The organism is Paraburkholderia sp. BL21I4N1 (genome assembly GCF_002973525.1).
GTDB lineage: Bacteria > Pseudomonadota > Gammaproteobacteria > Burkholderiales > Burkholderiaceae > Paraburkholderia.
The window spans coordinates 294,163-308,341 of sequence record NZ_PVEN01000004.1 but is presented as its reverse complement, the minus strand read 5'-3'; the positions used below and the strand labels follow the sequence as shown (position 1 = coordinate 308,341).

The following is a 14,179-nucleotide window of genomic DNA, read 5'->3' as shown; positions in this document are numbered from 1 at the left end:
CTCGCCTCACTTGCCCGAGGTGGTGTTGGCCAACTCGCGTTGCTTCAGCAGATCGAGCTGTTCGGTATTGAAGCGCGAATAGTCTTTCTGCCATTGCGAGGGCTGTTCGACCGGCATCACCTGCACCGCGGTCACCTTGTATTCCGGGCAGTTGGTGGCCCAGTCGGAACTGTCGGTGGTAATCACGTTCGCGCCCGATTCGGGAAAGTGGAACGTCGTGTAGACGACGCCCGGTTGCATCCGCTCGGTCACCTTCGCGCGCAACACGGTTTGTCCCGCGCGCGATTCGATCCCGACCCAGTCGTCCATCTTGATGCCGCGTTCCTCGGCGTCGTGCGGATGGATTTCCAGCCGGTCCTCGTCGTGCCAGCGCGAGTTCTCGGTGCGGCGCGTTTGCGCGCCGACGTTGTACTGCGACAGAATCCGCCCGGTGGTCAGCAGCAACGGGAATTTGCGCGTGACCTTTTCCGGCGTGGCGATGAACTTCGTAATCACGAACTTGCCCTTGCCGCGCACGAATGTATCGATGTGCATGGTCGGCGTACCTTCGGGTGCGTTCTCGTTGCACGGCCATTGAATGCTGCCGAGTTCGTCGAGCTTCTTATACGACACGCCATGGAACGTCGGCGTGAGACGTGCGATCTCGTCCATGATCTGCGACGGGTGCGTGTAATCCATCTCATAGCCGAGCGCGCGCGCGAGCAGCACCGTGACTTCCCAGTCGGCGTAGCCCGGCACCGGCGGCATCACCTTGCGCACGCGCGAGATACGGCGCTCCGCGTTGGTGAAGGTGCCGTCCTTTTCGAGGAACGACGAACCCGGCAGCAGCACATGCGCGTATTTCGCGGTCTCGTTGAGGAAAATGTCCTGCACGACGATGCATTCCATCGACGACAGCGCTGCCGCCACATGGTGCGTGTTCGGATCCGACTGCACGATGTCTTCGCCCTGGCAGTACAGACCCTTGAAGGTGCCGTGCACGGCGGCGTCGAACATGTTCGGAATCCGCAGGCCCGGTTCGGGCTGCAGCGTGACATTCCACGCCTGCTCGAACAGCGTGCGCGTCACCGTATCGCTGATATGCCGATAGCCCGGCAACTCATGCGGGAACGAGCCCATGTCGCACGAGCCCTGCACGTTGTTCTGGCCGCGCAGCGGATTCACGCCGACCCCTTCGCGGCCGATGTTGCCCGTGACCATCGCGAGATTGGCGATGCCCATCACCATCGTCGAGCCTTGCGCGTGCTCGGTGACGCCGAGACCGTAATAGATCGCGGCATTGCCGCCGGTCGCATAGATGCGCGCGGCTTCGCGCAGGGATTGAGCCGGCACGCCGCTCAACGCTTCGGTTGCTTCCGGCGCGTTCTCGGGCAGTGAGACGAAATCGCGCCACTGTTCGAATGCACGTGTGTCGCAGCGCTCGGCCACGAAGTCTGCGTTGAACAGGCCCTCGGTCACGATCACATGCGCCAGCGCGTTCACCACGGCCACATTGGTGCCCGGCCGCAATTGCAGATGATGCGAAGCCTTCACATGCGGGGTGTCGACGATATCGATTCGCCGCGGATCGACCACGATCAGTTTCGCGCCTTCCCGCACGCGACGCTTCAGCCGCGAGCCGAACACCGGGTGGCCGTCGGTCGGATTCGCGCCGATCACCATGATGACGTCGGCTTTATCGACCGAGGCAAAGGTCTGCGTGCCCGCCGATTCGCCGAGCGTTGCCTTCAGGCCGTAACCGGTCGGCGAATGGCACACGCGTGCGCAGGTATCGACGTTGTTGTTGCCGAACGCGGCGCGCACCAGCTTCTGCACCAGATAGGTCTCTTCGTTCGTGCAACGCGACGAGGTAATCCCGCCGATCGAATCGCGGCCGTGCCGCGCCTGAATCCGGCGGAATTCCGACGCCGCGTAACCCAGCGCTTCTTCCCAGCTGACTTCGCGCCACGGGTCGGTGATCTTCGCGCGAATCATTGGTTTGGTGATGCGGTCCTTGTGCGTTGCATACCCCCATGCAAAGCGGCCTTTCACGCAGGCATGACCTTCGTTGGCCTGGCCGTTCTTGTGCGGCACCATCCGCACGACCTGGTTGCCCTTCATCTCCGCCTTGAACGAGCAGCCGACGCCGCAATACGCGCAGGTGGTGACGACTGAATGCTCGGCCTGCCCGAGCATGATCACCGACTTTTCCTGCAGCGTCGCGGTCGGGCACGCGGCGACGCACGCGCCGCACGACACGCACTCCGATTCCATGAACGGCTGGTTTTCGCTCGCCGCCACGCGCGACTCGAAGCCGCGTCCCGCGATGGTCAGCGCGAACGTGCCTTGCGTTTCCTCGCACGCGCGCACGCAGCGATTGCAGACGATGCACTTCGACGCGTCGTAGGTGAAATACGGATTCGACTCGTCCTTCTTGTCCTTCAGATGGTTCGCGCCGTCGAAGCCGTAGCGCACTTCGCGCAAGCCCGTCACGCCCGCCATGTCCTGCAGTTCGCAGTCGCCGTTGGCGGGGCAGGTGAGGCAGTCGAGCGGGTGATCGGAGATGTACAGCTCCATCACGTTTCGGCGCAGAGATTGCAGACGGTCGGTCTGCGTGCGCACTTTCATGCCGGCTTCGACGGGCGTGGTACACGACGCCGGATAGCCGCGCTTGCCTTCGATCTCGACCAGACACAGGCGGCACGAGCCGAACGGTTCGAGCGAATCGGTGGCGCACAGTTTCGGCACGTTCACGCCGGCTTCGACGGCGGCGCGCATCACCGAGGTGCCGGCCGGCACCGTCACGCTCTGGCCGTCGATATCCAGCGTGATATCGACATCGGCATGACGTTCGGGCGTGCCGTAGTCGGTGTCGTCGAAGGGCGAGCGGGGCGCGCGGCCTTGCGTTTTCTGTTGCGCCTGCGACTTGCACGCGCAGTTGCCGGAGCCGCAGCCGCCGGCAGGGGAGTTGAGCACGTCGGACATGGTTGAGCTCCTGGGTCAGGCCGCTTTGGGCGCGTGATGCGGCACGTTCGCGGACGCGCCGGCGAGACCGAAGTCTTCGGGGAAATGATCGAGCGCGGACAGCACCGGGAACGGCGTCATGCCGCCCATCGCGCACAGCGAGCCGGACACCATCGTGTCGCACAGATCGCGCAGCAGTTGCACCTGACGGGTGGACGTATCGCCGTTGCGGATCCGGCCGATCACTTCGACGCCGCGCGTCGAGCCGATCCGGCACGGCGTGCACTTGCCGCACGATTCGAGCGCACAGAAGTGCATGGCGTATTGCGCGAGTTCGGCGAGATTCGACGTGTCGTCATGTACGACCAGACCGCCGTGGCCGACCACCGCGCCGACCGCCGCGTAAGCCTCGTAGTCCATCGGAATGTCCCACTGGCTTTCCGGCAGATAAGTGCCGAGCGGGCCGCCTACCTGCACCGCGCGCGCCGGCCGGCCGCTGGCCGTGCCGCCGCCGTAGTCGACCAGCAATTCGCGCAGCGTCACGCCGAACGCCAGTTCGACGAGACCGCCTTGCTTCACGTTGCCGGCCAGTTGGAACGGCAGCGTGCCGCGCGAACGGCCCATGCCGAAGTCTTTGTAGAACGCCGCGCCGCGCGCGAAGATCAGCGGCACGGTGGCTAGCGTGATGACGTTGTTGATCACGGTCGGCTGACCGTACAGACCGACCAGCGCCGGCACCGGCGGCTTCGCGCGGACGATGCCGCGTTTGCCTTCGAGCGATTCGAGCAGCGCGGTTTCCTCGCCGCAAACATAGGCGCCGGCCCCCTTTGCGACGAACAGTTCGAAACGATGCGCCGCCGAGCCGAGCACACTGTCGCCGAGCCAGCCGGCGGCGCGCGCTTTCGCGATGGCCGCTTCGAGGGTCGCGATCGAATGCGGATACTCGCTGCGCACGTAGATATAGCCGACCGTTGCGCCCGTCACGACGCCCGCGATGATCATCCCTTCGATCAGCATGTACGGGTCGCTTTCCATCACCAGGCGATCGGAGAACGTGCCGGAGTCGCCTTCGTCCGCATTGCAGACGACGTACTTCTGCGCCGCTTTCGCGCCACGTACCGTGCGCCATTTGATCCCGGCCGGGAATGCCGCGCCGCCGCGACCGCGCAGGCCGGATTCGATCAGCGCTTCGCAGGCGGCGTCGCCGTCGGTTTGCAGGGCGGCACGCAGCCCGTCGAGACCGCCGTGGGCGACGTAGTCGTCAATGGAAAGCGGATCGGTGATGCCGATGCGCGCGAAGGTAAGGCGTTGCTGCTTCTTCAGATACGGAATTTCATCGACGACGCCAACGCGACGCGCGTGTTCGCCGCCTTGCAGGAAGGCGGCGTCGAACAAAGCGGCGACGTCGTCAAGTTCGACATTCGCGTAGCCGACGCGGCCCTCGGCCGTCGCGACTTCGATCAGCGGCTCCAGCCACAGCAGGCCGCGCGAACCGTTGCGAATCAGTTCGATTTCGATGCCACGGCGTGCGGCTTCGGCGGCGATTGCTTGAGCCAATGCATCGGCGCCAAGCGCCAGGGCCGACGAATCGCAGGGAACGTAAATGCGCGTCATGCCGTCACCTCCACGCATTTTTCGGCGGCGGCGAGAATCGCGTCGAATTTGTGCGGCGTGACTTTCGCGTGCAAGGTGCCGTTGAGCATCAGCGCCGGCGACAGCGCGCATTGACCGAGGCAATACACCGATTCCAGTTCCACCGTGGCATGAGGCTCGTGTTCGGCGTCGAAGCGGCAACCGGTGCGCGCTTCGATATGCTGCGCGAGCGCTTCGGTGCCCATGCTGCGGCAGGCTTCGGCGCGGCACAGTTGCACCGTGACCGGCGCGGGCGCTTGCGTGCGGAAGTGGTGGTAGTAGGTGATGACGCCGTGCACCTCGGCGCGCGACAGATTCATGGCCCGTGCGAGCGGCGCGACCGTGGCCGGCGGCACGTAGCCGAGTTCGTCCTGAATCGCGTGCAGCACCGCGAGCAGCGACATGCCAGGACGCGCGTGACGCTGCACGAGTTGATCCGGCGCGACGGCGAGGGAATCGTCCAAGTGGGGGCTCCTCCAAAAGTCATATATGCACTTGTCATTCATAAAGCGTGCACTTATGCTTTGTTTATTCGATATGGGATAGCCGAACAATAGGCGGGTGAAACAGCCTGTGCAATAGGAAAGAGTTGAGCATATATGATCAGAATCGAGTGCCAGGCGGAGCTGGTGGTGAAGGGGGCGGACGGCCGCGAGGCCAGCCTGTCGGACGTCGTGCCGCTGCTCGCGCTGGTGGACGAATCCGGCAGCATCGCGCAGGCGGCCACGCTTAAGGGTTTGTCCTACCGTCATGCGTGGGGCCTGCTGCGCAGCATCGAAGAGCGTCTCGGCGGTCCGCTGATTGCGAAGGAGCGCGGCCGTGGCTCGGTGCTGTCCGAACTCGGCCAGGCCGTGCTGCGCGCGCAGCGTCTATGCGGCGAGCGGCTCGACGGCAACATGCAGGCGCTGGCCAGCGAAGTGGCGAGCGATCTGAACCGCTGGCTTGCGCCACCCGCCGACGACGTGCGCATTTACGCGTCGCATGGTTACGCGGTGGCGGCGCTGGTCACGTCGCTGGTCGCGCACGATCTGCCGGTCGACATCAAATACCGTGACAGCGCCGACGCCGTCAGCGCACTGGCGCGCGGTGAGTGCGATCTGGCCGGCTTCCATTTGCCGCGCGGCGAGTTTCGCGCGGCTTGCGCCGACACCTATCGGCGCTGGCTCGATCCGCAACGCCATGTGCTGGTGCATCTGACCCGGCGCAAACAGGGGCTCTTTCTCGGCAAGGGCAATCCGCGCGGCGTCGGCGGTCTTGGCGATCTCGCGCGCGACGACATCCGCTTCGTCAACCGTCAGCCGGGCTCGGGCACGCGCATGCTGCTCGATCTCGCGCTGCGCAAGGTCGGTGTCGATCCCGACCGGGTGAATGGCTATGCGTCGACCGAACTGACGCATTCGGCGATCGCGGCCTTCGTGGCGAGCGGCATGGCGGATGTGGGGTTCGGCGTGGAGCCGGCGGCGCATCACTTCGGGCTCGATTTCATTCCGATCGTCGACGAAGACTATTACTTCGCCTGCGACCGCAGCCGTCTGGAACGCGCGCCGCTCGCGACGGTGATCGACCTGCTGCGCGGCGCCGCGTTTCGGCATAGCGTCGATCAACTCGAAGGCTACGATCCGCAGGAATGCGGCACGCTGGTCGACCTCGAAGCGGGGCTGGGCGTGTCGGCGTAAGCAGCCGTAACCGTCTACGTGGGTTCGGCGCTGCGGATGGCGCCGGTTTGCGATACGCTCTAAGCTTCCGTTTTCGCCTCAATCGCGCGAGTCGTCGCGCTCAATCGCTATGAAAGCTCTTCTTCACGCATGGGTTGCAGTCGCTGCAACCGGTATGGTTCTCGCCACCGCTCCGGTCGCGTTCGCACAGAATTCGCCCGGCGTGCCGGGCGGTATCCTGCAGGACCAGTTCCGTCTCGCCGAGCATCCGCAAATGCCGTTCGCCGCATCGGCGCCGTCGGACAAGTATCAGTCGAACAAGAAGTCGGCCATGCGCAAGCGCGGCGACAACGGCGATCCGAACGGCTGTAACTTGCAGTGTCCTAAAGACGAGTAACGCGAGCGGTACTCTTCCGTTTGTCGTAAAACGCCGGCTCGATGCCGGCGTTTTTCGTTGGTGCGCGCGTGATACGCGGGGCGCTTATCGCGCAGCGGCCATTCAAGGCTTCGCGGTGTGCCACATGTCCTTGAAACCATTTCCCTTTTCATCGCCGGCCTGTTTGTCGGCCGCGTAGCGGTACAGCGGATGGCCTTTGTAGGCCCACTGCTGTTTGCCGTCCGCCGAGGGGATCAGCGTCCAGTCGCCCGCCGGCTTATCCATTGAACCGGCCAGCGCCGCCGGCCAGTAACTCATGCAACCGCCGGTGCAGGCGCTGACGCCGGGCGTGGTGTCTTTGTCGAAGGTGTAGAGCGTCATGCCGTCGGCGTTGACGAAGCGGCCGTCGACTGTTTTGGGCGCCTCGGCGAAAGCGCTCTGCTGCAAGGCGAAGAAGCCGACGAGGGCGACGCCGAAGAGTGTCTTGCGCATCATGTGATCTCCTGGTTTGACAACGTACGGTTTTGAGTTTGTGCAGCGAGGGTTATGCCCGCGCTGCCGGTTTGCGTGCGTGCGAGTCTTAAACGGATCGGAGTGAGGGTTTATTCCCGACTCTACGACGTTGCGATCTTTTTGAAGGTCTGGTTTTGAGGGGGATTTTTTAATTTGGATAAATATTATGAATTTTTCTAATGTTTTTTCGGAAATTTCAATGTTGCGGTTTTCTTTGATGATTTTATTTTTCCGTGATTGAAGATTGCGCTCCGGTTATATCGAGACGGAAATAATGTCGCTCTTTCGAGCGACAACGCCGTACTTGCGGGCGGTGGGCAGCGCAAATCAGTGAGCGGGTTGAGATGGGGCAGAATTGTAAAATAGAGCAAAGAGTCTTCTATCAAAAAAACGCGCTGATAAGATTTTATTCGCTTCACGAATTCAGTGGTTATCGTGGGCTAATTTAATTTGTTGAATTATTTAAAAGGTGTCTCAAATGCAAAAAATCAATCGTAACGACTTGGCTAAATCCGCTGTTGCAGGCGGTTGCTGCAAGTGCAGCTCGCAGCCCACCCAGTCGTCGGCAAAGAGCACGCCGGTTCCGGCTAACACGCGCTCGTAAACGCGTAGAACGCACTGGGGCGTTTCCTGAGGGGGCGCCCCAGTGCCGCGATAGGGGCGTGGAGTTGAAGATGGAATGGAAGCGCGCCACGTCGATCCTGCTGACTTTGCTACGCAGCAAGATGGCGTATGCGTGGCGCAGCGCGTGGGGCGCATCGATTGCTCGCTTGCCGCCTTCGGTCATTGAGCCGTGTGCTGCGCTTGTGTGCAAAGTTCAGGGTCTCGTCAGTGCGCGCAAGCGTTGGCAGGGCATCGCGCGCCTGGAGATCGGGCGAGATGTGCTGCAACTTGCGCCGCTTGAAAAGAGTCGTGTCGCCGCCGCGCATTTGCGCGAGAAGCTGATCGATCAACGCATATATTTTGGGCGCCTATCGCGCGGTAGCGAAGCGTGGCCCGACCTGCAGCGCGTCGCCGCAGCACTAGCCGGGAAAATCCGCCAGCTTCAGGCCGACGAGCCAGGGCGTCCTGTCATCGTGTCGCCGTTTCACTACGTGTCGCAATACGCAAACATTTACGTCATCGACGAATTGCGCGCGCTGCTCGGGCTCGAGTCGATTGCGGTCGTGTCCGGTGTGCCGCGCGACATGTATGGCAATGACCACGCACTCATCCCCGGCGTCAACGTGCTCTACACCTATGGCGAAGACGACCGCAACGGACTCGGCCTGCGCGTCGCGCGTGCGTTGAAGCGCAGCGGGGTTGTGGTGTTGTTTGCCGATGTACCGCCATTCGCGTTGCATCGCTATCCGATGGAAACCGTCGGCGTTTCCCTGTTCGGACGTAATGCGCGGATTCACAACGGCGTTTTCCGGCTTGGCGCGCCATTCGGTGCCGTCCTTTTGCCCTTTTATTTGCGTTTCGACCGCGGGCGCTTCAGCGCGGAGTTGTTCGATCCGCTACCCCTTGCCGCCCCTGACGCCGTGCAGCAGCTTGCGCGTTGCATCGAATCGGCGGTAACCCACAACTATTCAGACTGGCTAGTCGCCGGACATCCGTCGATGTACGCGTTCGCGCCAGTTCGTTAGACCCGTCCGCACGGCGCCGTAGCCAGGCGGATCGACACAGCGCCGGGCGGTGTCCGGCGGCAATGAGGCTATGGAACCTATCAATCTCCCGCAGTTCAGGGACGTCTCGTGGCGCTGGATTGCCTATGCGACTTCGTCCGTCGTGGCGATCGCGACCGTATTCGCGTTCTTCCACGACGTCGAACTGAAACAGGACGTGCGGGCGGAAATCGTCTCGCCCGCCGAGGTCAAGATTCAGGGGGTGACCGGACTCGTTTCCGAGATCTACGTCGAGCCGTCCGCGCACGTCGCGCAGGGGGCCGCGCTGTTCCGGCTCGATCGCGATCTCTCGCTGGCGAGCGACGGTCAGCAACGCCCGGCGTTCGACGAACAGATGCGCGACGAACAGATCCGCGCGAGCGAAGCCCAATACGAGCAACGCAAGGCGGATCTGTCCGCGCAACTGGACGCCGCGCGCGTCGCCGTGCAAAGCCGGCGCGCGGAAATCGCGGCGCTGGGCGAGCAACTGGCGCAAGACCGCGCGCTATCGGACGAAGCCCGCCGCAAATTGACGCGGCTCGAATCGGTGGTCGACTACATCACCGCCGACCGGGTCGAGCAGGCGAGGGCGGACACGCACCAGGCGAAGGTCGCGCTGGCGCAGAGCGGCGCACGTCGCCAGCAACTGGGCGCGGAACTCGGCGCGGCGGTCGGCACACAAACGGGCCTCGCCGCCCAGCTCAACGAACTGGCGGCGCGCCACGCCCGCGATCTGCAGGACATTCGCGTGCGCTTCGAACAAACCCGCCAGGACGCAACGATTTCAGCGCCCAAGGCCGGCGTGGTCACTTTTTCAGGACTGGTTCCGGGTCGAACGCTTGCACCGGACGACGTCGCGCTCGTCATCTCGACCGGCGAAAAGGGCAGTTTGCGCGCGGCGCTGCGCATCCCTTCGCGCCGACGTGGCTTCGTCCGCGAAGGGCAGATCGTGCGGCTGAAGTTCGACGCGTTTCCGTACGCGAAATTCGGCACCTATGAAGCGCGCATCGATTCGATTTCGCGCACGACCGTGCGCTCGGCGATCTCGCGGGGCGCCGCGTCGAAGTCGCCAGGGCCGGACAGCGACTACATGGCGTGGGCCACGCTGAGCGGCGACCAGTTCCACTTCGAGCGGCAACGCTTCGACATCCTGCCCGGCATGGCCGCGACGGCGAGCATCGTGATCGAGCGCCGCACCATCGCCGAATGGGTACTTGCACCGCTGTTCCGCGTGCTACGAGGCTGACCATGCGAGCGATCTATCAGAACGAAGTCGCCGAGTGCGGTTATGCGTGTCTCGCCATGGTGCTGTCGCATCTTGGGCGGGCAACCGAGGTGCGCGAATTGCAGGCGTTCCGGCCGGTTTCGGCCAACGGCCTGACGCTCATGGACCTCTACGACGTCGCCGTCGAATTCGGTCTCGCCGTGCAGGCCTACCGGTTCGACGCCGGCGATCTGCCGCGCGTAAAACGTGGTTCGATCCTGCATTTCGGCGGCGCGCATTTCGTGGTGTTCGAGAAGTGCGGGCGTGGCTACGTGCAAGTGATCGATCCGGCCAGCGGACGTCGGCGCATTTCGATGGATACCTTCGTGGCCAACGTGTCCGGCTACCTGCTCGAATGCGCGGCGACGCCGCTCATGCCGCGCATCCGCGACAAGTCCCGAGTGCCTGCCGCGATCGCCCGTGTGCGCGCGCTGAATCCGCAACTCAGGGCGCAGATCGCCAAGGTGATGTTCGTGGCGCTCGGCAGCCAGTTCGCGATCCTCGCCATGCCGTATCTCGGCAATCTGGTGCTCGACGACGTGGTCGCCGCCGACAACCTCAATCTGCTCAACGTGCTCGTGCTGACGTTCTCGGGCATTTTCGTCGCAGGTGCGTTGAGCCATTACGTGGAAACGTATCTCGTCGGACTGCTGCACGGCTTCGTGCAGATGAGCATGACCGAGGGGCTGCTGTTGAAGCTGCTGCGCAATCCGATTCCGTACTTCGAGAAGCGGCATGTCGGCGATCTGTTCGCGCGCGTGAAGGCGCAGGACGAAATCAGCACCTACACGACACGCACAACGATCGCGCTGTGCATCGACCTGGTGGTCGGCATGCTGGCGCTCGCGCTGATGCTGGTGCAGAGCCGGCAACTCACCGTGATCGCGCTGCTGGTTTTCACGGTCTACGTTGCCGTGTCGTTCGCGCTGTTCGCGCGCATGCGCGATACCCATGCCCTTGTGCTGGAAGAGTCGGCCCGTTGCGACGACACGCTGATCGAAACGATACGCGGCGCGTCGTTGATCAAGCTGTCGCAGGGCGAGACGCGGCGCACCGCGATCTTCATGGCCAGATACCGCGCGTATATCGCGGCGCTCGTGCAAAACAGCCGGCTCGGCAGCGCACGCGACGCGATCCTGAAGCTGGTCAATTATGCCGACATGATCGCGATTACGTGGTTCGCGGCGCGTCTGATGCTGGGCGGCGTGATTTCGGTGGGCGTGTTCTATTCGTTTCTGATCTACAAGTCCCTGCTGTCGGAGCGCTTTGCGCGTTCGATCAACGCGGCCTTCGAATATTTCATGCTGAGCGTGCCGGCGGCGCGGGTCGGTGACATCGTCGACTGCGAAGCGGAGCGCTACACGCCGTCCGCCGACACGCACAAAACCGTCGAGGTGCGCAGCTTCGAGCGCATCGACGTGCGCGACGTCACATTCCGCTACGGCGTGTCGGATCAACCGGTGCTCACGCGCGCGAATCTCGTCATTCACCGCGGCGACAAGATCGTGATCACCGGTTCGTCGGGCAGCGGCAAGTCCACGCTTTTCAAGCTGCTCGCCGCAGCCGAACCGCTTCAGGATGGCGAGATCAAGCTGAACGGCATTGCGTGGCCGAATCTCACCGTCGACGAAATCCGTCGTCACGCCGTGCATATGCGTCAGGGCGATCTGATCCTGCATGGCTCGATTGCGGACAACGTGTCGCTGTTCGCCGGCAACGCGGACGAAGCCCGCATTCACGCCTTGCTCGACGACGTCGGCCTGCTGCCCGACGTGATGCGTTTGCCGATGCGCACGCGCACGGTGATCAGCGACACGATCGCGAATATTTCCGCCGGCCAGCGGCAGCGTCTGCTGCTGGCGCGCGCGTTGTATCCGTCACGTGAACTGCTGTTGCTCGACGAGCCGACGTCGAATCTCGATCCGGCGTCGGTGCGACAGATCGTGGCGTTGCTGCAGCGCATCGAGCGAACGGTCGTGGTGATTACGCATGACATGTCGCTCGCGGCGGCGTTCGACACGCGTTACCGGTTGATCGAAGGCGAGTTGGTGTGCGAGGCGCGCCCCGGCGCGGTGATTCATGGCTAAGCGCACCGCCGTGCCGGGCTGGCTCGGGCTGATCGCGCTCGCTTGCGTCGCGCTGGTGAGCCCGGCCGCGGCGGTCGATCTGTCGACGGTGGTCGAGCAGGCGACCGACCACGACGCGAATCTGGCGGCATTCCGCGCGGGTTCGAAAGCGGCTCAGCAGGCACTGCCCAAGGCGCGCGCCGGGTTCTTGCCGCAAGTCGCGGGCGGCTGGGGACGCGCGTATAACAGTACCGCGATGGACGGTTTTCCGCGCGACACCTACTGGCAGAACGGCTGGAGCGTCACGCTGACGCAGCCGGTCTTCGACTGGAGCCGCTGGACGGTCTACAAGCAGGCTGACGTGATCGCGGCACGCGGCGTGGTGGAGGTGGCGAACGCGCAGCAGTCGGCGATCGTGCAGGCGGTGCGCGCGTACTTCGACGAGCTTGCCGCTGAAGACGAACTGACACGCGCCAACGACTACGCAGCGGCGCTCGATCTGCATTTCGATCTGTTACGCCGTAGGCAGGCGGCCGGCGAGGCGACCGTAATCGACCTGCGGGAGGCCGAAGCGGCGCGCGAGCAGGCTCGGTTGCAGCAGCAGGACGCGCGTAGCGATTTGCAGCTCAAGCGGCTTGCTCTGGAACAACTTACGGGGCAGCCGTTTGCTGCGTTGTCACGGCTGTCGGACAGTGCGGTGATGCCGAGGTTGGATCCCGTGGACGGCGAGAATTGGGCCACGCAGGCCGAAGCTCATGACTTCGCGGTGCAGTTGAAGCAGATTGACCGCCGCCTCGCTGAGCTGGAGGTCGAGAAGGCGCGGGCGAGACATCTGCCGGTCGTGAACCTGTCGGCGACGCATACCCCAGCGGGCGCTGCATCCGGCTACTCTCGCCCGACCACGACTACGACCGCGATGTTGTCGATCACGATTCCGCTGTTCGAGGGCGGCGAGACCACGGCCATCGTCGACGAAAAACTCGCGCTGGAAGACAAGGCGCAGGACGAACTGGTGGCGGCGCAACGCGTCGCGGGCGCGACGGCGCGCGAGAACTGGTCGCGCTTTCGCGCTGGCGTGGTGCGGGTCGATTCGCTGACGCGCTTGACGCGGACCTCGCGCGCGGCACTCGACGCGACGCAGGTGGGTTATAAGGTCGGCAGCCGGACCAGCGCGGATGTGCTGCGCGCGTCGGATGCGTTGTATGCGAATCGACGGGATGGGATCCGCGCGCGCTACGCAACGATCGTTGCGCTGCTGCAGCTTAAGGCCGCGACGGCAGCGCTGGATTTCGATGAGGTGGGGCGGGTGAATGGGTTGCTGATGGGGGCGGGTGGTGGCGTGGTGGGCGTCGCCGTGGATGGGCTCGCGAGTGAATCTCCTGCAAACGCAATGGCGAACAGGGCTGCAATCGTCTCGCCCGTGCAGCCGCCCAGCAGCGCTGCGCCGGTGGTTCAGGCCATGCCCGAACGTGGCGCTGACGGGTCGTCTTCGGGTCCGGCCTCGGCTGCGGTGAACGCACTCCACGCCTGGCGCGCCTCGACGCTAGTGGAGAGGTAAACATATAGCGCGAGGTAGCGCGGCTGTACGGATACGCTCGCCGAACGCCGGCAACAAAAAACCCCGAGAGCTCGACGCTGTCGGGGTTTTTTATAAAGCGCGCCACCAGTGAGGTGGGCACGATGTCTGGTGGAGGCGGCGGGAATCGAACCCGCGTCCAGAAGCACTCTACGACTAGTTCTACATGTTTAGTTCTGTCGTTTGATTTAACCCGAGCGACGCGGACGAACACGCTGCGCTAAGGCGATTCACTAGATTTTCGACCCGGATGTCGTGACACCACCAAGGCTTAACTGACGTATATGACCTCTGTCGGTATTGCTACCGGTCTTGCGACTCTAGCCCGTCAGTGAACTAGGCAGAGGACGGCGGCCCTTAGGCTGCCAGTGCGAACGTTTCGTCGTTTGCAGTTACGTTTTTCCCATTGATTAACGAGGTGACGGGTCCTCGACATGCCCTAGCCGCTTCGCAACCCCTGTCGAAACCAGGTCGCCCCCGCGGTTCGTTGCTCAAAACATCTGAACCA

At 63.6% G+C, this 14,179-nt stretch carries 10 protein-coding genes and 1 other RNA gene; 6 read left to right on the top strand and 5 right to left on the bottom strand.

Annotated elements, in window-relative coordinates; genetic code table 11:
- Positions 1-6: 6 nt before the first annotated feature.
- Genes fdhF through B0G83_RS13815 form a run of 3 tightly spaced genes read right to left on the bottom strand, consistent with a single transcriptional unit; the run spans position 7 to position 5,039 of the window.
- On the bottom strand, positions 7-2,964 hold the full coding sequence (gene fdhF, locus B0G83_RS13825) for a formate dehydrogenase subunit alpha (RefSeq protein WP_105507955.1): 2,958 nt from the start codon (positions 2,962-2,964) through the stop codon (positions 7-9).
- 15 nt (positions 2,965-2,979) lie between these two features.
- Complete coding sequence (locus B0G83_RS13820) at positions 2,980-4,557, bottom strand: NADH-quinone oxidoreductase subunit NuoF (protein ID WP_105507954.1); 1,578 nt, start codon at positions 4,555-4,557, stop codon at positions 2,980-2,982.
- On the bottom strand, positions 4,554-5,039 hold the full coding sequence (locus B0G83_RS13815; RefSeq protein WP_105507953.1) for an NAD(P)H-dependent oxidoreductase subunit E: 486 nt from the start codon (positions 5,037-5,039) through the stop codon (positions 4,554-4,556). Before B0G83_RS13815 ends, B0G83_RS13820 begins: the two co-directional genes overlap by 4 nt.
- 135 nt (positions 5,040-5,174) lie before the next feature.
- Here B0G83_RS13815 and B0G83_RS13810 point away from each other — a divergent pair, with 135 nt between their 5' ends.
- Both B0G83_RS13810 and B0G83_RS13805 read left to right on the top strand, forming a co-directional pair.
- The gene (locus B0G83_RS13810; protein WP_105507952.1) at positions 5,175-6,251 is read left to right on the top strand and encodes a substrate-binding domain-containing protein; all 1,077 of its coding nucleotides are present in this window, start codon (positions 5,175-5,177) and stop codon (positions 6,249-6,251) included.
- Between the two features lie 109 nt (positions 6,252-6,360).
- The gene (locus B0G83_RS13805; RefSeq protein WP_105507951.1) at positions 6,361-6,627 is read left to right on the top strand and encodes a hypothetical protein; all 267 of its coding nucleotides are present in this window, start codon (positions 6,361-6,363) and stop codon (positions 6,625-6,627) included.
- A gap of 102 nt (positions 6,628-6,729) precedes the next feature.
- Here the strand turns inward: B0G83_RS13805 and B0G83_RS13800 are convergent, their stop codons facing one another.
- Positions 6,730-7,098, bottom strand: a complete 369-nt coding sequence (locus tag B0G83_RS13800; RefSeq protein WP_105508110.1) for a hypothetical protein — start codon at positions 7,096-7,098, stop codon at positions 6,730-6,732.
- Positions 7,099-7,637: 539 nt separating this feature from the next.
- Here B0G83_RS13800 and B0G83_RS13795 point away from each other — a divergent pair.
- The 4 genes from B0G83_RS13795 (at position 7,638) to B0G83_RS13780 (ending at position 13,653) form a co-directional block, all read left to right on the top strand.
- Positions 7,638-8,747 (top strand): hypothetical protein, encoded by a 1,110-nt coding sequence (locus B0G83_RS13795; protein WP_308701444.1) that lies wholly within the window; start codon positions 7,638-7,640, stop codon positions 8,745-8,747.
- A 70-nt stretch (positions 8,748-8,817) separates the two neighbouring features.
- A complete protein-coding gene (locus B0G83_RS13790; protein ID WP_105507950.1) occupies positions 8,818-10,011 on the top strand; it encodes an HlyD family secretion protein in 1,194 nt (397 codons plus the stop codon).
- Between the two features lie 2 nt (positions 10,012-10,013).
- Complete coding sequence (locus B0G83_RS13785) at positions 10,014-12,116, top strand: peptidase domain-containing ABC transporter (RefSeq protein WP_105507949.1); 2,103 nt, start codon at positions 10,014-10,016, stop codon at positions 12,114-12,116.
- A complete protein-coding gene (locus B0G83_RS13780) occupies positions 12,109-13,653 on the top strand; it encodes a TolC family outer membrane protein (protein ID WP_105507948.1) in 1,545 nt (514 codons plus the stop codon). Before B0G83_RS13785 ends, B0G83_RS13780 begins: the two co-directional genes overlap by 8 nt.
- 127 nt (positions 13,654-13,780) lie before the next feature.
- Here the strand turns inward: B0G83_RS13780 and ssrA are convergent.
- Positions 13,781-14,150: a transfer-messenger RNA gene (ssrA, locus tag B0G83_RS13775) on the bottom strand.
- Positions 14,151-14,179 lie beyond the last annotated feature (29 nt).